The following is a 19,344-nucleotide window of genomic DNA, read 5'->3' on the forward strand; positions in this document are numbered from 1 at the left end:
GGCGCGGCGCCCGGCGCGCCGGCGACTCGGCGCGAGCAGATCCTCGCTCTGGCTTTCGTGCACGGCACGGTCGCGGCCGAGCGTCTTTGCGAGATAAAGCGCCCGGTCGGCCGCCTCGAAGAGACCATCGATCGTCCGGTCGCCGGCGTGGTCCGCGATGCCGGCGGAAATGGTCACGGAGATCGTTCCCTCCCCGGCCGGCACCTGCCGAACCGAGATCGCCCGGCGGGCTTCCTCCACGAGAAGAAAACAATCGTCCGGATCGCCACTCGCTATGAAGACGGCGAATTCCTCGCCGCCATGGCGGCCGACGGCATGCGGCGCACCGAACGTCCGCGCAAGCTCCTCCGACACGCAGCGGAGCACCGTATCGCCAATGCCGTGGCCGTGTCGGTCGTTGACCGTCTTGAACCGATCGATGTCGAAAAGCACGAGGAAGCCGGGCGCGCTCGCGGTCTCCATCTGGTCGAGGAAGGCACGCCGGTTGAGCAGGCCGGACAGGGAATCCGTCCGGCTGAGACGGGCGAATTCGGCACGGGAAATCGAGAGTTCGTGAATAGCGCTGCCGACCAGCCAGGCGAGAAGCGCCGTGACGCTCGCTGCGATCAGGACGGTCGTGGTGCCGCCGAAGCGAATCGCCGACGGCAGCGGATAGGGGAGCAGGTCGAAATGCGCGAGCACCGCGGCGGCGGCGAGATAGGTGCCCGTTGCAAGCACCGTCGCCGTCAGCACCGTATAGAGCACGAAGGTCGAGATATCGGCGCGCGATTCGAAGCTGCCCATGTCGATCCGGGTACTGATCCAGTGCGCAAGTCTTCCGCGCATCGTCGTCTCCGTTCATCAAACGAACCGGAACCCTACGCGAATTTCTTTTAGTGTGATCTAATTCAATAATTAGAAATTTACGCGTCCGGACCCGCCTCAGAACAGGAAATAGCGCTGCGCCATGGGCAGGACCGTCGCCGGTTCGCAGGTCAGCAGCTCGCCGTCGGCCCGCACCTCGTAGGTTTCCGGGTCCACCTCGATATGCGGCGTCAGGTCGTTGAGAATCATCGAGGCTTTGGAGATGCCGCCGCGCGTGTTCTTCACGGCGACGAGCTCCTTGGCGACGCCGAGCCTGCCCTTGAGCCCCATGTCGAGCGCCGCCTGCGAGACGAAGGTGACCGACGAATTCGTCCGGCTCTTGCCGTAGGCGCCGAACATCGGCCGGTAATGCACCGGCTGCGGCGTCGGGATCGAGGCGTTCGGATCGCCCATGGGGGCTGCGGCAATCGTGCCGCCGAGCAGGATCATGTCCGGCTTCACACCGAAGAAGGCCGGGCTCCACATCACGAGATCGGCACGCTTGCCAACCTCGACGGAGCCGATCTCATGGCTGAGGCCGTGGGCGATCGCCGGGTTGATCGTGTATTTCGCGATGTAGCGGCGGATGCGCAGGTTGTCGTTGTCGCCGGTCTCGCCGGCGAGCCGTCCGCGCTGGCGCTTCATCTTGTCGGCCGTCTGCCAGGTGCGGATCGCCACCTCGCCGACGCGGCCCATCGCCTGGCTGTCCGACGAGATGATCGAGAAGGCGCCGATGTCGTGCAGGATGTCCTCCGCGGCGATCGTCTCCTTGCGGATGCGGCTTTCGGCGAAGGCGATGTCCTCGGGGATCGAAGCCGACAGGTGATGGCAGACCATCAGCATGTCGAGATGCTCGGCGATCGTGTTGACCGTGTAGGGCCGCGTCGGGTTGGTCGAGGACGGGATGACGTTCGCCTGGCCGCAGATCTTGATGATGTCCGGCGCATGACCGCCGCCGGCACCCTCCGTGTGGAAGGCATGGATGGTGCGGCCCTTGATCGCCGAGATCGTATCCTCGACGAAGCCGCTCTCGTTCAGCGTGTCCGTGTGGATCATCACCTGAACGTCATATTCGTCCGCGACGGAGAGGCAGCAGTCGATCGCCGCCGGGGTGGTGCCCCAATCCTCGTGCAGCTTGAGCGAGGTGGCGCCGGCCTTCACCATCTCGACGAGCGCCCCCGGCAGAGAGGCGTTGCCCTTGCCGGCGAAGGCGAGGTTCATCGGGAAGGCGTCGGCAGCCTCGATCATGCGCGCAAGATGCCAGGGACCGGGCGTGCAGGTGGTGGCGAGCGTGCCATGCGCCGGGCCGGTGCCGCCGCCCAGCATGCAGGTGAGGCCGCTCATCAGCGCTTCCTCGATCTGCTGCGGGCAGATGAAGTGGATATGGGCGTCCATGCCGCCGGCGGTGATGATCTTGCCCTCGGCCGCGATCGCCTCGGTGCCGGGGCCGACGATGATGTCGACGCCCGGCTGGGTGTCCGGGTTGCCGGCCTTGCCGATCGCGACGATGCGGCCGTCCTTCAGGCCGATGTCGGCTTTCACGATGCCCCAGTGGTCGATGATCAATGCGTTGGTGATGACGGTGTCGACCGCGCCGTCGGCGCGCGTCACCTGGCTCTGGCCCATGCCGTCGCGGATGACCTTGCCGCCGCCGAACTTCACCTCGTCGCCATAGGTCGTAAAATCCTTCTCCACCTCCGCGAAGAGTTCGGTATCGGCAAGGCGCACCCTGTCGCCGGTCGTCGGTCCGAACATGTTGGCATAGGCCGCGCGGGACATCGTGTAGGACATGGTCTCAGGCTCCTTGGGAGGAAGAGGTATCGATCAATTCGTTGTCGAGGCGGGCAAGCCGGCCGGCGGCAACGAGACCGTCGACCCAGCGCCTCTCCGCCGCAAGGGGGTGCCATTGCCAGCCCTGATGGCCGAAGCCTGCAAGCAGCACGCTGTCGCCCGCGCCGGCAAGGCCCTCCAGCACGTCGGCGACGACCACGAGGCCGGAACTCGGCACGACGTAGGGCGCTGGCGCGAAAGCGGCGAGCTGCATGTCGAGCGCCGTGTGGACCGAACCGGGGACGAGGCGGAAGGACCGCTTCGTCGTGGCGGCAAAGGTTGCAAAACCCTGGCTGTAGTCGTCGCAGAAATCATCCAGCTCCGGATGGCGTTCGCCAAGCGGACCACGCATGGCGGCAAAGGTCGCCGGATCGCGCACGCCCCAGAATTCCGACGCCATGCGGACGGGCTCGCTGCCTTTCCAGGCGCCGCCGGCAAGCATCGCGAGCGCCGGCCGGCCGGTGTTGCAGACGGCGACGATGTCGGTCCTGCGTCCCGCCGGGCCGACGGTGCGGCAGTCGTTGAAGCGGACGACGAGATCGGCCGCGTCGATCCGGGCGGCGGCTCCCTCCGGGACACTGCCGTTTCCGACGATCGCAATGGTCCGCGCCTTCGTCACCCCCGCCTCCGCCGTCAGTTGCCGTCGTTCTGGTAAAGCGCCTTGAGCTCGACCGTACGCTTGCGTGTCATTTCCGCACGGCAGCCGGAGACGAGCATCGGCTCCATCGATCCGCCGCGCGCGTCGAAACCCGCAAGCTCGCACTCGCCGTCGCGGTAGCCGATCCAGGCGCGCTGCGCCTTCTTCAGCGCCTCGACGGCACCGACATAGGTCTTGCTGATCTCGCCCAACTCCCTGTCGGTCTCGCGCATCGCGGCCATCGCCTGCTTGTAGGCCGCATTGAGCTCGGCATCGGCCGCCTCGAAATCCTTGCCGGCGCAGTAGTTCATATCCTGCTGCGCCATCGCATTTTCGCAATCGATCTCGGGTTCGGCATCCTGAGCAAGCACAGCGCCTGCGAGAACGCAGAGCATGCCGGCCGCGAGGAGATGCCGGAAATGCGTCATGTCAGAGCTTTCCCATCACGCCCTGCCGGAAGCCGTAGACCGCGCGCTTTCCGGCGAAGGGAATGAGCCTGACCGTACGGGTCTGGCCGGGCTCGAAACGCACTGCGGTTCCCGCCGGGATGTCGAGCCGCATGCCGTGCGCCCTGGCACGCTCGAAGGAAAGGCCCGGATTGGTCTCGAAGAAATGGTAGTGGCTGCCGACCTGCACCGGCCGGTCGCCGGTGTTGGACACCTCGATCTCGATGACCGGCAGGCCGGCATTGAGCTCGATGTCGCCGCTCGCGGCGATGACTTCACCTGGAATCATGATCTTCCCCTTTCACGCGACCTTGGCGGGCACGCAGCCCTCGGCCTTCAGGACGCGTCTGGTCGATGCCGGATACGTTTCGAGTTTCACGGCCGGACGGACCGGCCGGCGGACAAGTTCGCCGCCGCAGTTCGGGCACGTGCCGGCAAGGACGCCCACGGCGCAACCGGCGCAGAATGTGCACTCGAACGTGCAGATCATCGCCTCGCGGCTTTCCGGCGGCAGGTCACGGTCACAGCATTCGCAGTTCGGCCGAAGCTCCAGCATGGCGTCACCGGATCGGTTCGTGGACGGTGACGAGCTTGGTGCCGTCGGGAAACGTCGCCTCGATCTGGATGTCGTGGATCATCTCGGGGATGCCCTGCATCACCTGGTCGCGGCTGATGACATGGGCGCCGGCCTCCATCAGCTCCGCGACGGGACGTCCGTCGCGCGCGCCCTCGACGACGAAATCCGTGATCAGCGCGATCGCCTCCGGATGGTTGAGCTTGACGCCGCGCTCCAGCCGCTTGCGGGCGACGATGGCCGCCATGGCGATCAGCAGTTTGTCCTTTTCGCGAGGAGTGAGGTTCATCGGTTTCCGTCCGCTTCGATTACAGAGTCCAGACTTTCGGCACAGCGCCGCCATTCCGCAAGTGCGAAATGACCGGAATGAGCATTTTTCTCAAACTGAAACCGTCTGCGGCGACAAGGCGGGCGACAAGCTTGTCCTGCCAGACACTTAAGCCCGCGATCCGATCGCCGAACTCCCGCCGCAGCGGCGCGATCATGGCCTCCGCGCGCGGGCTGCAGAAGAGTATCGTGGCGAAGGCGCAGTTGCCGTCGAGCACTGCCCTGCGGGCCGAAAGCGCGGCAACGTCCCCGGAGAGCCGCGCCTCCTCGGCGTGGACGAGCCGGCCCTCGCGCCGCACGCGCCAGCTATCGCGGAAAAGACCCGTCTCCATGGCCTCGCCCATCGCCTTGCGGCCGAGCAGCACCGCTTCGACCGCGAGGAACTCGGCGTCCTCGGCAAGCTCGACGGACAGCCGGCGCGTCATCGAGGCGCGATCGAAGAGGATGGTTTCCTGCGGCAGCCAGTCGGCCCGCGCGCCGGAAGCGACGCGGATCACAACCTCGACGGTCGCCGTGCCGGCCATCGCCTTGTAGACCCGTTCGCAGGCCTGGGTCGTCAGGACAAGCCGCGTGCCGGCGGCCGCGTCGAAATGCCAGTCGAGATGATCGCCGCCGGTCAGTCCGCCGGCGGTGTTGATCAGCACCGCCTCCATGGCGGCGTCGAAGCTCTGCGGCAGGCGGATCTTGGCGCAACCTTCCTGGTAGAACCTGTCGAGCCGCGTGCGGCCCGCAAGGGTCTTCGTCACGAGCCTGCCCGTTCCCCGCGCGCGCTGCGCCCTTTGTCCGTCTGCCTGCACCGTTCCCCCTCTTGCAACCCCATGGCCGCCATCCGGCTCAGCCGGACCGTTCCGTCGCGTCGCCCGCCGTCAGCGGCATATCCGCGGGCGAGCGCGTGTTCCTGAAGAAGTCCCACATCCGGCCCGTCGCGTCCCGCTCGGACGTCACCTTGCCATTGGCGTCGAAGGTGCGGAAGAGCACGCTGCGCGCCGGCCAGGCATGGGTGTTTTCCTTGAGCAGGTAGGAGTGGATGCGGGCGCCGCCCGCACAGGTCTGGTACGACAACGCGGTCATCGCCGCGTCGGTCATGACATTGCCCTTGCCCTCGCAGCCGTCGAGTTCCGCCCAGCGCTGCAGCGCCAGTTCGCCGCCATACTGCCAATAGGGCTTGCCGCCGCCCTTGAACGGGTTCGTCACGTCCTTCATGCCGGAAAAGGCGATGATCGAGATCGGATTGCCCGGCTTGCAGGTCGCGACGTCCGGCTGCCAGACGCCATCGCGCTCGACCGGATGGCCGGCCCTCAGCCCCATGACGAATCCTGCCGCGGCAAAATCCGGATGGCCGTTGCAGACATACTGGGAGAGCATGCGCCCGCCGCCGGAATAGCCCGATGCGTAGATCCGCGTCGGGTCGATGCAATAGCTGTCCTTGGCGGCCTTCACGGCGTCCTGAATGAAGCGCTCGTCGTCGAGCGCACCGCCTGCCGTGACGCCCGGAACGTTCCAGGCATGCGTGCCGGGGAACTTGCCCTCGAGACTGCCTGCGAGCGCAACGGCGACGAAGCCCTCGCGGTCGGCCAGGGCGCTCCAACCGCTGCGGCGGAACTGTCCGGCCGGGCTCGAATTGCTGCCGTGGAAGTCGAAGACGACGGCGAGCTTCGACTTTCCGTCATAGGCGGGCGGGATCTGCACGAGCGCCAGCCGCTCAACGCCGCCGGATGTCACCGTGAATTCATGCCGTCCGGCCTCCACCGGCTCGCCGCATCCCGCGGCCAGCCCCGGCGACGCAAAGCCGAGCAGGAGGAGCAGTCCCGTCGCGGTCACGCGGACGGGACCCTCAGGCCGCAAGCGGCCACGCAACAGTCGTGTGTCCATTCAATCGCCTTGTCACTGCTGATCTTGGACGGCTTGGCATCGCGGCCCGCTTTCGGACCCGGTCACGCAGGACATCGGTTTTGCCATCATCACACCGTCAGATGCCGGCGTGCTTCCGGCGTGTCAAGCGTTTCGGCCGCGCCCTCATGGACAATTTCGCCCCGGTCCATGATGTAGACATAGTCCGCAAGCTCGCGGCAGAAGTCGAGATACTGCTCGACGAGCAGGATCGCCATGCCGGTCGAATCCCGCAGGTATTTGATGGCGCGCCCGATATCCTTGATGATCGACGGCTGGATCCCTTCGGTCGGCTCGTCGAGCACGAGGATTTTGGGACGTGTCACCAGCGCCCGGCCGATGGCGAGCTGCTGCTGCTGGCCGCCCGAAAGATCGCCGCCACGCCGGCCGAGCATCGACTGCAGCACCGGGAACAGGCTGAAGATGTCGTCCGGGATCGAGCGCTCCGAGCGCTTCAGCGGCGCGTAGCCGGACTCGAGATTTTCCTTGACCGTCAGGAGCGGGAAGATCTCGCGCCCCTGCGGCACGTAGCCGATGCCCTGCTTGGCACGGTTGTAGGGCGCCATGCCGTCGAGTTTCACGTCGTTGAAGGTGACGCTGCCGGCCGACAGCGGGTGCTGGCCGGTGATGGCACGCAGCAGGCTCGATTTGCCGACGCCGTTTCGCCCCAGCACGCAGGTGATCTTGCCCATCTCGGCCTTGATGGAGATGCCGCGCAGCGCCTGTGCGGCGCCGTAGTGCAGATTGGCTTTTTCGACCGTCAGCATGGATGATCTCCGTTCGAATGGGACGCCTCGCCCCCCACCGCAGCGCCAGGCATCGCCGCCTCTGAGAGCGAGGTCGCCCCGGTGCGGCCCATCATGTTCTCAAGCACGTCGCGCCCGTTGCCGCCATGAACGGGAGAAGAGGTGGCCCCCCATTCGAACGTCTGGCTCGGGAGGGCGACGCCCGGTGGTGGCGAGGGAAGTTCAAACGCCAGGGAAAAGAACACCGATCGCATGGTCATCGCCCCAGATAGTTTTCGATGACCTTCTGGTCGGCGCTGACGAAGTCGATGGAGCCTTCGGCGAGCACCGAGCCTTCGGCAAGGCAGGTCACCTTGACGCCGAGGTCGCGGATGAAGCCCATGTCGTGCTCGACGACGACGACGGAGCGGGTCTTGGCGATCTCCTTGAGCAGGATCGCCGTCTCCGCCGTCTCGGCGTCCGTCATGCCGGCGACGGGCTCGTCGACAAGCAGCAGTTCCGGTTCCTGCGCGAGCAGCATGCCGATTTCCAGCCACTGCTTCTGGCCATGGCTGAGGTTGGCCGCGAGGTCGTCCTTGCGGTTCATCAGCCGCACGGTCGAAAGGATTTCCTCGATGCGCGCCTTGTCCTGCGTGCTGAGCCGGTAGAACAGCGTCGCGAAGACGCCGCGGTTCCGGTTGAGGGCCAGCTCGATATTGTCCCAGACCGTATGGCTTTCGAAGACGGTCGGTTTCTGGAACTTCCGGCCGATGCCGAGCTGGGCGATATCCGCCTCGTCTTTCTGGGTAAGGTCGATCGTACCCTTGAAAAAGACTGCGCCCTCGTCCGGTCGCGTCTTGCCGGTGATGATGTCCATCATTGTCGTCTTGCCGGCGCCGTTCGGGCCGATGATGGCGCGAAGCTCGCCGGGTTCGACGACGAAGGACAGCGAGTTCAGCGCCTTGAAGCCGTCGAAGGAGACGGAAACACCGTCGAGATAGAGGATGCTGCGGGGTTTTGCCGTGTCTTCCATGGTCGTCACTCCGCAGCCAGGGGTTCGGCAGCCGGCAGGCTGCGATTCTTCTCAACGTCCGCCGCATCGCGGTATTCCTTGCGGCGGGCAAGATACTGCTGAACCGTGCCGACAATGCCCTTCGGCAGGAAGAGGGTTACGAAAACGAAGAGCCCGCCGAGCGCAAAGAGCCAGAATTCCGGGAAGGCGGCGGTAAAGATGCTCTTTCCGCCGTTGACCAGGATCGCCCCGATGATCGGGCCGATCAGCGTGCCGCGCCCGCCGACCGCCGTCCAGATGACAACCTCGATGGAATTGGCCGGATCGAACTCGCCGGGATTGATGATGCCGACCTGCGGCACATAAAGCGCACCCGCGACACCGGCCATCATGGCGGAGACGACGAAGGCGAAGAGCTTCATGTGCTCGACCCGGTAACCGAGGAAACGCGTGCGGCTTTCGGCGTCCCTGACGCCGACGAGGATCTTGCCGTATTTCGACCGCACGATGCCCGACGTGATGATCAGTGACACCGCGAGTGCGATGGCGGAGGCCGCGAAGAGCACGGCGCGGGTGCCGTCGGCCTGGATGTTGAAGCCGAGGATGTCCTTGAAGTCGGTCAGGCCGTTGTTGCCGCCGAAGCCCATGTCGTTGCGGAAGAAGGCGAGCAGCAGGGCGAAGGTCATCGCCTGGGTGATGATCGACAGATAGACGCCGTTGACGCGCGAGCGGAAGGCGAACCAGCCGAAGACGAAGGCGAGCAGGCCGGGCACGACGACGACCATCAGCGCCGCGAACCAGAACATGTCGAAACCGTACCAGAACCAGGGCAGTTCCTTCCAGTTGAGGAACACCATAAAGTCCGGCAGGAGCGGATTGCCGTAGGAGCCGCGCGCACCGATCTGGCGCATCAGGTACATGCCCATCGCGTAGCCGCCGAGTGCGAAGAAGGCGGCGTGGCCGAGCGAAAGGATGCCGCAGAAGCCCCAGACGAGATCAAGCGCCAGCGCCAGCAGCGCATAGGTCAGGTACTTGCCGAAGAGCGACACCATGTAGGTCGGCACATGCAGCGCATGGTCCGGCGACGTCAGCAGGTTGAGCGCCGGAACGAGTGCGGCAAAGGCCAGCAGGATGGCGACGGCAATGACGATATTGCGCCCGAGCGCCTTGGCGAGAAACGAGCTGATCATGCTTCCACCGCCCTTCCCTTGAGTGCGAAGAGGCCGCGCGGCCGCTTCTGGATGAAGAGGATGATGAGGACGAGAACAAGGATCTTGCCGAGAACCGCCCCCGCATAGGGTTCGAGGAACTTGTTGAGGATGCCGAGCGTGAAGGCGCCGACGAGCGTGCCCCAGAGATTGCCGACGCCGCCGAACACCACGACCATGAAGCTGTCGATGATGTAGCCCTGGCCGAGATTGGGCGAGACGTTGTCGATCTGGCTGAGCGCCACACCGGCGATGCCGGCGATGCCGGAGCCGAGCGCGAAGGTCAGCGCGTCGACCCAGGGCGTACGGATGCCCATGGACGAGGCCATGCGCCGGTTCTGCGTCACGGCGCGCATCTGCAGGCCCATTGGCGTCTTCTTCAGGAGGAAGAGAAGGGCGGAGAAGACGGCAAGCGCGAAGACGATGATCCACATGCGGTTCCAGGTGACCGTCATCTCGCCGATCTGGAAGGCGCCGGACATCCAGGACGGATTGCCGACCTCCTGATTCGTCGGGCCGAAGATCGACCGCACGGCCTGCTGTAGGATGAGCGACACGCCCCAGGTGGCGAGCAGCGTTTCGAGCGGCCGGCCGTACAGGAAGCGGATGATGCCGCGCTCCATGACGAGACCGACGAAGCCGGTCACCAGGAAGGCAAGCGGCAGCGCGATCGCCAGCGACCAGTCGAAGAGGCCGGGGAAGGATGTGCGGATGATGTCCTGCACGACGAAGGTGGTGTAGGCCCCGAGCATCACCATCTCGCCATGCGCCATGTTGATGATGCCCATGACGCCGAAAGTGATGGCGAGGCCGATCGCGGCGAGCAGCAGAACGGAGCCGAGCGACAATCCGTACCAGACATTCTGCCCGGCTCCCCAAATCGCCAGGCTGCCTTCGATGGTCGCGATGCCCGCCCCGATGTCCGGCAGCAGCGCCGGGTCGGCACTGGCGCGCGCACCGGACAGCAGGGAGAGTGAATCGCGCCCGCCGAGCGCGACGATCGCCGCGACGGCCGACTTCTTTTCCTCGACAGACCGGTCGGAGACGAGGACGGAGGCGGCACGTGCCTGTTGCAGCACCGTCTTTACCGCCGGGCTGGCTTCACCGGCGATAGCCGCCTCGAGCGGCGCGACCGCATCCGCCGTCGGGGTGCGCAGGATCGTCTGGGCGGCCTGAAGGCGGACATTGCTGTCCGGGCTCATCAGGGTGAGGCTGCCGATGGCGGCGCGAATGGTGCGGCGGAGGCTGTTGTTGACCCGGATCTTCGTCAAGGCGGATTTCGCTTCCTCGCCCGCCTCAGCCCCGGTGACCGGGTCGATCAGAATGAAGTTGGAGCCCGCCGGCTTGACCGCGAAGACCTGCTTGTCTGACTTGCGCTGGTAGAGGTCGCCCTCCGCATAGGCTTCGAGCGCCGGCACGATCGCTGCATCGCCGCTTGCCGCAAGCGCCTCGATCTGCTTGGCATTCTCCTGGAAACTGCCCTCGCCGAGCGCATTGAACCTGCCGCGGAGGTCTTCCTGCGCCCGCACATCCGTCGCCACGACGGTCAGGGCGACGCAGAACGCCACGAAAAGAAACTGGATGAAACGGTAAGTCAGCCCCACATGCATGGTCTTGCCCTCACGTCGCCGGAACGGGCCCGAATTGCTCGAGCGCTCAACGGCGCGGGTTGGAAGAGCCGGAGCACCCCGGGAGTAACCCCGGGATGCTTCGTTGAAAGCCGAAACGTCCGGCACCAATAGGCCGCTCGTGTCGGGCCCGGTCGCCCCAGGCAGCGATCAGGAACCCTTGCCGCCGCACTTGCCGGTTGCAACATTGAAGTTGCCGCAGGACATCGGCGCACGCCAATCGGAGATCAGGTCCTTGGAGTCCGGCAGGAAATCGGACCACTCGTCGCCGACCACGAGGCCGGGCGTTTCCCAGACTGTCTCGAACTGACCGTCTGCCTGGATTTCACCGATGAGCACGGGCTTCGTGATGTGGTGGTTCGGCATCATGGTGGAGTAGCCGCCCGACAGGTTCGGAACGGAGACGCCGATCAGGGCGTCGAGCACGGCGTCGGTGTCGGTGGTGCCGGCCTTTTCGACCGCCTTCAGCCACATGTTGAAGCCGATGTAATGGGCTTCCATCGGGTCGTTGGTGACGCGCTTGTCGTTCTTGGTGAACGCCTTCCAGGTCTTGATGAACTCGGCATTCGCCGGATTGTCGACGGACTGGAAGTAGTTCCAGGCGGCGAGATGCCCGACGAGCGGGGTCGTGTCGAGGCCGGCGAGCTCTTCTTCACCGACCGAGAAGGCGACGACCGGGATGTCCTCGGCCTTGATGCCCTGGTTGCCGAGTTCCTTGTAGAAGGGAACATTGGCGTCGCCGTTGATCGTCGAAACGACGGCGGTCTTCTTGCCGGCCGAACCGAAGGTCTTGATGTCGGACACGATCGTCTGCCAGTCGGAATGGCCGAACGGCGTGTAGTTGATCATGATGTCCTCGGGCGCGACGCCCTTGGCGATCAGGTAGGCCTCGAGGATCTTGTTGGTCGTGCGCGGATAGACATAGTCGGTACCGGCGAGAACCCAGCGCTCGACGCCTTCGCTCTCCATCAGGTAGTCGACCGCAGGAATCGCCTGCTGGTTCGGCGCCGCCCCCGTGTAGAAGACGTTGCGCTGGCTTTCCTCACCCTCGTACTGGACGGGGTAGAAGAGGATCGAGTTCAGCTCTTCGAAGACCGGAAGAACCGATTTGCGCGAGACCGAGGTCCAGCAGCCGAAAACGGCCGAGACCTTGTTGACCGAGACCAGCTCGCGCGCCTTTTCGGCGAAGAGCGGCCAGTCGGAGGCCGGGTCGACGACGACGGCCTCGAGTTGCTTGCCGAGAAGACCGCCCTTCTTGTTCTGCTCCTCGATGAGCATGAGCATGGCGTCCTTGAGCGTCGTCTCGGAGATCGCCATCGTGCCGGACAGCGAGTGGAGAATGCCGACCTTGATCGTGTCATCGGCGGCGAAGGCGCCGTGGAACGCGGTGGTCGAAAGAATGGCTGCGAGCAGTGCGCCGGCGGCGCGCGCCTTGATGGACATCGGATTGAACCCCTCTAGTTCTCTTGGCCGCAACGGGGCGGAAGTTGTTTTTAACCGTTGCTTAAAGAACTATCCGCCAGCCGCGCTGCACTGCACATACGTCATTCTACGTAGTTACCGGGGGCAACCACGCAGCTTTTCGGCACCGCACCAATTTTGCCGCCTCCGCAACTGTGTTACGAAGATGACGGAGACATGACGGAACGCAGGGGACCATGGCCGCACGCCAGCGCATCATTCCGATCCGCCGCGAGTACAATCGCTGGGTCGCAAACCAGACGCTGGAGGACTATGCGCTCCGCTTCACCGCAAAAAGCGCGCGGCGCTTCTCGTCCGACCGGATTTCGCAGACAGCGATCGGCGCCATCTCCTTCCTCGCGCTGGAGGCGATCGGCGGCGCGATCACCATGTCCTACGGCACGACGAATGCGATTGCCGCCATCCTCGTCGCGAGCCTGATGATCCTCGTCGTCGGCCTGCCGATCAGCCGCTACGCGATCCGCCACGGCGTCGACATCGACCTGCTCACGCGCGGCGCGAGCTTCGGCTATATCGGCTCGACACTGACCTCACTGATCTATGCAAGCTTCACCTTCATCCTTTTCGCGATCGAGGCGTCCATCATGTCGGGCGCGCTGGAGCTTGCGCTCGGCATCCCGCTCTGGATCGGCTACATCATCTCGTCGGTCGTGGTCATCCCGCTCGTCACCCACGGCGTCCGGCTGATCTCGAAGTTCCAGCTCGTCACCCAGCCCTTCTGGATCATTCTCAACATCCTGCCCTTCGTCTTCATCGCCTTCGCCGACTGGGAGAAGGTCGGCGAATGGCTCGCCTATTCCGGCCTGCACCACGCCTCCGGCCCGCCGGGCACCTATGCGGCCTTCAATATCGTCGAGTTCGGTGCGGCTTCGGCCGTCATCTTCGCGCTGATGGCGCAGATCGGCGAACAGGTGGACTTCCTGCGCTTTCTGCCGCCGGACGGGCAGCGCAAGCTGCATCACCGCATCGCCGTCTTTCTCGCCGGCTCCGGCTGGGTGATCGTCGGTGCGCCCAAGCTGATCGCGGGCTCCTTTCTGGTGGTGCTGGCGCTTTCAGCCGGCGTCCCCTCCACCCGGGCGGCCGATCCGGCACAGATGTACTACACCGCCTTCGGCTACATGATCCCGTGGGACATGGCGGCGATGCTGCTGATGGTCGCCTTCGTGGTGGTCTCGCAGTTGAAGATCAATGTGATGAACGCCTATGCGGGCTCGCTCGCCTGGTCGAACTTCTTCTCGCGCCTGACGCACAGCCATCCGGGCCGCGTCATCTGGCTCGTCTTCAACGTGGTGATCGCCCTTCTCCTGATGGAGCTCGGCATCTACCGGCTGCTCGAGGAGACGCTCGGCGTCTTCTCGATCATCGCCATGGCCTGGCTCTGCACGATCTCCGCCGATCTCTTCGTCAACAAACCGCTCGGCCTTGCACCGCCCGGCATCGAGTTCAAGCGCGCCCATCTCTACGACATCAACCCGGTCGGCCTCGGCGCCATGGCGTTGTCGGCCATGGTTGCGCTTGCGGCGCATTTCGGCGCCTTCGGCGACATCGCGGCCTCGCTCGCCCCCTATATCGCGGCCGTCGTCGCTTTCGTCGCCTCGCCGGCCATCGCATGGGCGACGGACGGCAAATACTACCTCGCGCGCAAGCCGCGCAGGAGCTGGCACCTGAAACCGTCGATCACCTGCTCGATCTGCGAGCATCCGTTCGAGCCGGAGGATATGGCCTGGTGCCCGGCCTATGCCGCGCCGATCTGTTCGCTCTGCTGTTCGCTTGACAGCCGCTGCCATGACATGTGCAAGCCGAAGGCCCGCTTCAACGCACAGGTCGCGAGCGTCGCGAAGATTGTACTGCCGGAACCGGTGACGAATGTTCTCGCTACCCGCCTCGGCCGGTACGGCATCTCGGCGGTGCTCTCGATCACCGGCATCGGCGTCATCCTGGCGATGATCGCCCACCAGGCCGGCGCCGGCTCCCCGGAAACCGCCGTCGTCGTCGAGCGCACGGTGGCGATCGTCTTCTTCGTCTTCGCCGTCGTTGCCGGCGTCGTCTGCTGGTTCTACGTGCTGGCGCACGACAGCCGGGTCGTGGCCGAAGAGGAGTCGTCGCGCCAGAACACGCTTCTCCTCAAGGAGATCGCAGCCCACAAGAAGACGGACGCGGCGCTCCAGCAGGCCAAGGAGACCGCAGAAGCCGCAAACCGCGCCAAGAGCCGCTATGTGGTGGGCCTCAGCCACGAGCTCCGCACGCCGCTCAATGCCGTCCTCGGCTATGCCCAGATCCTCGAACGGGACGACACCATCCCTGCGCCGCGCCAGGGTGCGATCAAGGTCATCAAGCGCAGCGCCGAACATCTCTCCGGCCTGATCGACGGCCTGCTCGACATTTCCAAGATCGAGGCCGGCAAGCTGCAGGTCTATTCGAACGAAATCAACATCCATGACTTCCTGGACCAGATCGTCGACATGTTCCGGCCGCAGGCGCAGGCGAAGGGCGTCGCGTTCGAACACCGCCGTTCCGTCAACCTGCCGACCTATGTCCGCGCCGACGAGAAGCGGCTCCGGCAGATCCTCGTCAACCTGCTCTCCAATGCGCTGAAGTTCACCGAGAAGGGCGAGATCGGCATCGGTGTCGACTACCGCAGCCAGGTGGCCACCTTCACGATCAGCGACACCGGCCGCGGCATCTCGGCGAAGGACCTGCCGCGCATCTTCGAGCCCTTCCAGCGCGGTGCGGCCGAGCACGGCCGCATGCCGGGGCTCGGCCTCGGGCTGACGATCACCCGCCTCCTGACCCAGACGCTGGGTGGAGAGATCGCCGTCACCAGCGAGCCGGGTGCGGGCACCGTCTTCAAGGTGCGGCTGATGCTGTCGGCGATCGAGCGGCCTGCCGCACTCAAGAATCCCGTCCGCCACATCCGGGGGTATACCGGCCCGCGGCGCACCATCGTCGTCGTTGACGACAATGCCGACCACCGCGACCTGATGCGCGAGGTGCTCGGGTCTCTCAACTTCGTGCTTTTGACGGCGGCAAGCGGCGCGGAGTGCCTCGCGCTGATCGAAGGCATCCGGCCGGACCTTTTCCTGATCGACATTTCCATGCCCGGCATGAGCGGCTGGGAACTCGTGACGAAGCTCCGCGATCTCGGCCATCCGGCCCCGATCGTCATGCTGTCGGCCAATATCGGCGACGGCAGCGCCATGGCCCAAAACGGCCACAACGACACGCTGGCCAAACCCTTCGACATCCGCCAGCTCACCGACAAGCTCGCGATCCACATCGGCCTCGACTGGGTCTATGACGACGAGACGAACCGCCGGGCGACGACACTCGACCGGATCGTCAATCCGGGCCGCGAGGACGTGCAGGAGTTGATCCGGCTTGGGGAAATCGGCTACATCAAGGGCATCGAGGCGAAACTCGCCGAGATCGCCCGCCAGCCGCGCCATCGCCCCTTTGCGGATGCGGTTCGGTCCTATGTCCAGGTCTTCGATCTGGCGGGCTACGACACATTCCTGAAGGCGCTTGACAGCGAGAGGATGGACCGTCCGTGACCGAGACCGGCAGCCCGCGCGACATCGTGCTTCTCGTGGACGATTCGCCGGAGGCGCTCGGCTTCCTCACCGAGGCACTGGAACAGTCCGGCTTCTCGGTGCTGATTGCGACCTCCGGCGCCTCGGCCCTCAATATCGTCGACCGGATCACGCCGGACATCATCCTGCTCGACGCCGTCATGCCCGGCATGGACGGATTCGAGACCTGCCGGAGGCTGAAGGCGGACGCCGCGATCAGCCAGGTTCCGGTTGTCTTCATGACCGGACTGACCGAGACGGAACACGTCGTGCGCGCGCTCGAGGCGGGCGGCGTCGACTATCTGACGAAGCCGATCAATATCGACGAACTTCGCGCCCGCATCCGCGTGCATCTCTCGAATGCCCGATCGGCGCAGAGCGCACGCGTCGCGCTGGACGCTGCCGGACGCCACCTGCTCGCGGTGCGCGGCGACGGCAGCATCCGCTGGTCGACACCGCAGGCGACGCGGCTCGTCAATGCGGCAACCGGCAGCGACGAGGGACTCGACACCGTCGTCAGCCATATCGCGCGATGGATGCGCGAAGGGCGCGGCCAGGCACGCGACAGCAGCTTCGCGATACGCCACGCGGGCCAGGCGAGCCTCCAGCTCGCCTTTCTGGGCGCGATCGGCGCCGACGAATATCTCTTCCGCCTGACTGCGGAAAACAAGATGTCCGACGACGAGATCCTGCGCCAGCATTTCGTGCTCACTCAACGCGAATCCGAGGTGCTGCTGTGGATCGCCAAGGGCAAGTCCAACCGCGATATCGGCGAGATCCTCGGCCTGAGCGCGCGCACCGTCACCAAACATCTCGAACAGATCTATGTGAAGCTCGGCGTCGAGAACAGGGCGTCCGCCGCGGTCAAGGCCGCGCATGTGCTGCACGAGGTGTGACGCCGTCGGCGGTTCTGCCGATCGGAAATGCCGTCAGGACGCTTCCTTGACCGGAGGCGTGTTGACGAGCCGCGCATTCTCGGCCGCGTAGATGTTGCGCAGTGCCTCGCGTTGCTCAGGCCCGAGAAGAACCGGCCGCGGGTAGTCGCGGTTCGAGAAATGCGTTTGCAGGAACCGGCGGACGAGTTCCCGCTCTTTCTTGGTGGTAACCACGCGGTTGATGTGCAGGGCCATTTCCAGCCCCTTGTCACCCAGCGAGATATTGACGGAATTGTCGAAGGCGAAGTCCTCGAAGGCCTCCCGGTCGAACGTCCCGAAACAGGAAAAGAACCGCTCGATGAAGCGGCTCTGCCCGCCGGAGATCTCGTCCGCGAACATCCGCACTTCGATCTTCGCCTTGGGGAAGGCGTCACGGATGGAATCGAGCACCGTCCTCCAGGAGAGCTTCGTGGTGTCGATGCCGCCGAGCCACTCGTCGAAGCTCATCGCGGCACCTTCGTTGATCCGCTGCAGATAATAGCTCTCGATGAATTCGTCCTGGTGTCGCAGATAGAAGACGATGACCACCTCGTCCTCGCCATATTCGCGGGCAAGTGCGCCGAGTGCCTGGTGCTTTCTGGGATAGAGCCCGTCACGGCCCGCCATGACCGGCCGTCCGAGCATGTCCTCATGCGAGATGATGAAATGCCGGCAGCCGGCATCCCAGGCATTGGCGACGTCCTGCCGCAAGGTTTCCACCCCCGCGGTCACCTTTGCCGCATCGCCGAACCCGAAGAGGTCGAAGGTGCGGCGCCGGGGCACGAAGGAAACGCCGTTGCGCATCAGGAGCGGCGTGTTCAGCCGCATGTAATCCTGGATCAGCGTCGTTCCGGTCTTGTGGGCGCCGAGATGAAGAACAATGGTGCCGGCGGGATTGGTCGTTTCTTGCATGCGTTTAACCGCCCCTTTACAGGCGAATGTCGGCGGCCGGCGACCGTCAAGGGTCCCCCGGTCGGCTCTTGTCATTCATGTGCGGTCTGTCCAGCCCCGGCGGGACACCGCTTTCCCCACTTATACGGCCCAGGCAAGGGACGGGCGCACCCGCCACCGCCAGAAGGCCGGTCACCCTTCGGCGAGAACGCCCTCGCCGATCAGGATTTCGCTCATTTCCCGCAGCGCGCCGCGTCCACCCTCGTGCGCAAGGACAACGGTCGCTGCGCCACGCGCCTGCACATGCGCATCCGCAGGCGCGAAACTTACGCCGCAGGCCCGCATGCAGTCGAGATCATTGATGTCGTTGCCGATATAGGCGATTTCCGACCATTCCAGCCCGTTCTCGGCGCGCCATGCGTCGAGCGCCGGCAGCTTGTCGAGCACGTGGTGCTGAACCTCCATGTGCAGTTTCGCGGCACGGGCGCGGACGACGGCATTCTGCTCGCGCGACAGCACCAGCAGCTTGAGGCCGTGCTTGCGCAGATGCTCGATGCCCATGCCGTCGCTGCGGCTGCATTGCACATATTCGTCGCCATCGGCACCGACCAGCACGCGGTCGTCGGTATGCACGCCGTCGAAATCGGTGACCACCGCCTTGATGCTGCGGGATGCGAGCCGGTGACGCTGCCCGTCGCCGGCACGCGCGATCGCCTCGGCGATCCGCCAGTCCTCGGGCGTGTCGATCTCCACCGTCGGCACGTCCATCGGAACGAGGATGCTGCGGCCGCAGAAACGATTGCCCTGGGCTCTGAACGCCGGCACGCGCATCGCGTAGATCGCGCCGTTTTCGCGGTAGCGCGGCGTCATGTCCTGGCGGCGCTGGCGCGGTTTCGTGTGATCATGAGTGATGCCTTCCGCCGCCCCGTCGGCGCCGATCTGCCAGATGAAGCCGTGGTCCTCGACGGCGCTGAAGGCGCTGTCGGCCCCCTGCTCTTCCATCGCCGCCAGGACCGCGTCGACATGCGCGGCGCTCGTGAAGGGCGACGTGCATTGCAGGAAGACGAGCACGTCCGGCTCTTCGCCCTGTCCGGCAAGCACGTCAAGCGCGTGCAGCAGGGCCGATTCGGAGCTGGCGGTCGATCCGGAAATGTCGCCCGGGCGCCGGATGGCCCGGCCTCCGTGCCGTTCGGCGACGGCAAGGATCTCCTCCGAATCGGACGAGACATAGGCCGCGGACACCCGTTCCGCCTGGCGGGCTGCCAGAACGGTACGGCCGACCAACGGGATACCGTTGAACGGCCGAATGTTCTTTCCGGGAAGGCCGACGGAGCCTCCCCGGGCGGGTATAACCGCGACTGCCTTCAT

At 65.2% G+C, this 19,344-nt stretch carries 18 protein-coding genes; 2 read left to right on the plus strand and 16 right to left on the minus strand.

The annotated features are described in order from the left end of the window. The 14 genes from LXM94_RS13120 to urtA form a co-directional block, all read right to left on the minus strand. Nucleotides 1–825: GGDEF domain-containing protein (locus LXM94_RS13120; RefSeq protein WP_235771906.1), on the minus strand; the 825-nt coding region annotated here is incomplete at its 3' end. 96 nt (nt 826–921) lie between these two features. Then, nucleotides 922–2,634, minus strand: coding sequence for an urease subunit alpha (gene ureC / locus LXM94_RS13125; protein WP_235771907.1), 1,713 nt, complete (start codon nt 2,632–2,634; stop codon nt 922–924). Nucleotides 2,635–2,638: 4 nt separating this feature from the next. Next, nucleotides 2,639–3,292 carry a glycosyltransferase family 29 protein gene (locus tag LXM94_RS13130; RefSeq protein ID WP_235771908.1) on the minus strand — a complete coding sequence of 218 codons (654 nt, stop codon included), beginning with the start codon at nt 3,290–3,292 and terminating at the stop codon, nt 2,639–2,641. 14 nt (nt 3,293–3,306) lie between these two features. Then, nucleotides 3,307–3,738, minus strand: coding sequence for a lysozyme inhibitor LprI family protein (locus LXM94_RS13135; RefSeq protein ID WP_408015640.1), 432 nt, complete (start codon nt 3,736–3,738; stop codon nt 3,307–3,309). 1 nt (nt 3,739) lies between these two features. Further along, the gene (locus LXM94_RS13140; protein WP_235771909.1) at nt 3,740–4,045 is read right to left on the minus strand and encodes an urease subunit beta; all 306 of its coding nucleotides are present in this window, start codon (nt 4,043–4,045) and stop codon (nt 3,740–3,742) included. Between the two features lie 12 nt (nt 4,046–4,057). Beyond that, complete coding sequence (locus tag LXM94_RS13145; RefSeq protein WP_235771911.1) at nt 4,058–4,312, minus strand: DUF1272 domain-containing protein; 255 nt, start codon at nt 4,310–4,312, stop codon at nt 4,058–4,060. A gap of 4 nt (nt 4,313–4,316) precedes the next feature. Continuing rightward, the gene (locus LXM94_RS13150) at nt 4,317–4,619 is read right to left on the minus strand and encodes an urease subunit gamma (RefSeq protein ID WP_235771912.1); all 303 of its coding nucleotides are present in this window, start codon (nt 4,617–4,619) and stop codon (nt 4,317–4,319) included. Between the two features lie 19 nt (nt 4,620–4,638). Further along, nucleotides 4,639–5,454, minus strand: a complete 816-nt coding sequence (locus LXM94_RS13155) for an urease accessory protein UreD (protein WP_235771914.1) — start codon at nt 5,452–5,454, stop codon at nt 4,639–4,641. Nucleotides 5,455–5,491: 37 nt separating this feature from the next. Further along, a complete protein-coding gene (locus tag LXM94_RS13160) occupies nt 5,492–6,478 on the minus strand; it encodes an alpha/beta hydrolase family esterase (protein WP_235771915.1) in 987 nt (328 codons plus the stop codon). 140 nt (nt 6,479–6,618) lie between these two features. Beyond that, the gene (gene urtE, locus LXM94_RS13165; protein ID WP_235771917.1) at nt 6,619–7,314 is read right to left on the minus strand and encodes an urea ABC transporter ATP-binding subunit UrtE; all 696 of its coding nucleotides are present in this window, start codon (nt 7,312–7,314) and stop codon (nt 6,619–6,621) included. A 235-nt stretch (nt 7,315–7,549) separates the two neighbouring features. Beyond that, nucleotides 7,550–8,305: an urea ABC transporter ATP-binding protein UrtD gene (urtD, locus tag LXM94_RS13170; RefSeq protein ID WP_235771918.1), complete on the minus strand. Its 756-nt coding sequence runs from the start codon at nt 8,303–8,305 to the stop codon at nt 7,550–7,552. Nucleotides 8,306–8,310: 5 nt separating this feature from the next. Beyond that, complete coding sequence (gene urtC / locus LXM94_RS13175) at nt 8,311–9,474, minus strand: urea ABC transporter permease subunit UrtC (protein ID WP_235771919.1); 1,164 nt, start codon at nt 9,472–9,474, stop codon at nt 8,311–8,313. Then, on the minus strand, nt 9,471–11,102 hold the full coding sequence (gene urtB / locus LXM94_RS13180) for an urea ABC transporter permease subunit UrtB (protein ID WP_235771921.1): 1,632 nt from the start codon (nt 11,100–11,102) through the stop codon (nt 9,471–9,473). Before urtB ends, urtC begins: the two co-directional genes overlap by 4 nt. A 168-nt stretch (nt 11,103–11,270) precedes the next feature. Beyond that, nucleotides 11,271–12,563 (minus strand): urea ABC transporter substrate-binding protein, encoded by a 1,293-nt coding sequence (gene urtA, locus LXM94_RS13185; RefSeq protein ID WP_235771922.1) that lies wholly within the window; start codon nt 12,561–12,563, stop codon nt 11,271–11,273. Nucleotides 12,564–12,778: 215 nt separating this feature from the next. Here urtA and LXM94_RS13190 point away from each other — a divergent pair, with 215 nt between their 5' ends. Together LXM94_RS13190 and LXM94_RS13195 are read left to right on the plus strand one after the other, a co-directional pair. Next, a complete protein-coding gene (locus tag LXM94_RS13190) occupies nt 12,779–16,153 on the plus strand; it encodes a hybrid sensor histidine kinase/response regulator (protein ID WP_235771923.1) in 3,375 nt (1,124 codons plus the stop codon). Continuing rightward, entirely contained in the window at nt 16,150–17,067 is a 918-nt protein-coding gene (locus LXM94_RS13195) for a response regulator (protein WP_235771924.1), read from the plus strand. The genes LXM94_RS13190 and LXM94_RS13195 overlap by 4 nt, the downstream gene beginning before the upstream one ends. Before the next feature lie 33 nt (nt 17,068–17,100). On the opposite strand, the gene LXM94_RS13200 is transcribed toward LXM94_RS13195, so the two are convergent. Then, complete coding sequence (locus tag LXM94_RS13200; RefSeq protein WP_235771925.1) at nt 17,101–17,997, minus strand: hypothetical protein; 897 nt, start codon at nt 17,995–17,997, stop codon at nt 17,101–17,103. A 171-nt stretch (nt 17,998–18,168) separates the two neighbouring features. Then, complete coding sequence (locus LXM94_RS13205; protein WP_235771927.1) at nt 18,169–19,344, minus strand: acylneuraminate cytidylyltransferase; 1,176 nt, start codon at nt 19,342–19,344, stop codon at nt 18,169–18,171.

It is taken from the genome of Rhizobium alarense (assembly GCF_021555155.1).
Lineage (GTDB): Bacteria > Pseudomonadota > Alphaproteobacteria > Rhizobiales > Rhizobiaceae > Rhizobium_D > Rhizobium_D alarense.

What these genes read in the sequence shown, in the direction of transcription:
- LXM94_RS13190 (WP_235771923.1), top strand. Translation starts at nt 12,779, where the DNA reads ATGGCCGCACGCCAGCGCATCATTCCGATCCGCCGCGAGTACAATCGC.
- urtE (WP_235771917.1), bottom strand. Translation starts at nt 7,314, where the DNA reads ATGCTGACGGTCGAAAAAGCCAATCTGCACTACGGCGCCGCACAGGCG.
- LXM94_RS13200 (WP_235771925.1), bottom strand. Translation starts at nt 17,997, where the DNA reads ATGCAAGAAACGACCAATCCCGCCGGCACCATTGTTCTTCATCTCGGC.
- urtC (WP_235771919.1), bottom strand. Translation starts at nt 9,474, where the DNA reads ATGATCAGCTCGTTTCTCGCCAAGGCGCTCGGGCGCAATATCGTCATT.
- urtD (WP_235771918.1), bottom strand. Translation starts at nt 8,305, where the DNA reads ATGGAAGACACGGCAAAACCCCGCAGCATCCTCTATCTCGACGGTGTT.
- urtA (WP_235771922.1), bottom strand. Translation starts at nt 12,563, where the DNA reads ATGTCCATCAAGGCGCGCGCCGCCGGCGCACTGCTCGCAGCCATTCTT.
- urtB (WP_235771921.1), bottom strand. Translation starts at nt 11,102, where the DNA reads ATGCATGTGGGGCTGACTTACCGTTTCATCCAGTTTCTTTTCGTGGCG.
- LXM94_RS13145 (WP_235771911.1), bottom strand. Translation starts at nt 4,312, where the DNA reads ATGCTGGAGCTTCGGCCGAACTGCGAATGCTGTGACCGTGACCTGCCG.
- LXM94_RS13140 (WP_235771909.1), bottom strand. Translation starts at nt 4,045, where the DNA reads ATGATTCCAGGTGAAGTCATCGCCGCGAGCGGCGACATCGAGCTCAAT.
- ureC (WP_235771907.1), bottom strand. Translation starts at nt 2,634, where the DNA reads ATGTCCTACACGATGTCCCGCGCGGCCTATGCCAACATGTTCGGACCG.
- LXM94_RS13205 (WP_235771927.1), bottom strand. Translation starts at nt 19,344, where the DNA reads ATGAAGGCAGTCGCGGTTATACCCGCCCGGGGAGGCTCCGTCGGCCTT.
- LXM94_RS13150 (WP_235771912.1), bottom strand. Translation starts at nt 4,619, where the DNA reads ATGAACCTCACTCCTCGCGAAAAGGACAAACTGCTGATCGCCATGGCG.
- LXM94_RS13135 (WP_408015640.1), bottom strand. Translation starts at nt 3,738, where the DNA reads ATGACGCATTTCCGGCATCTCCTCGCGGCCGGCATGCTCTGCGTTCTC.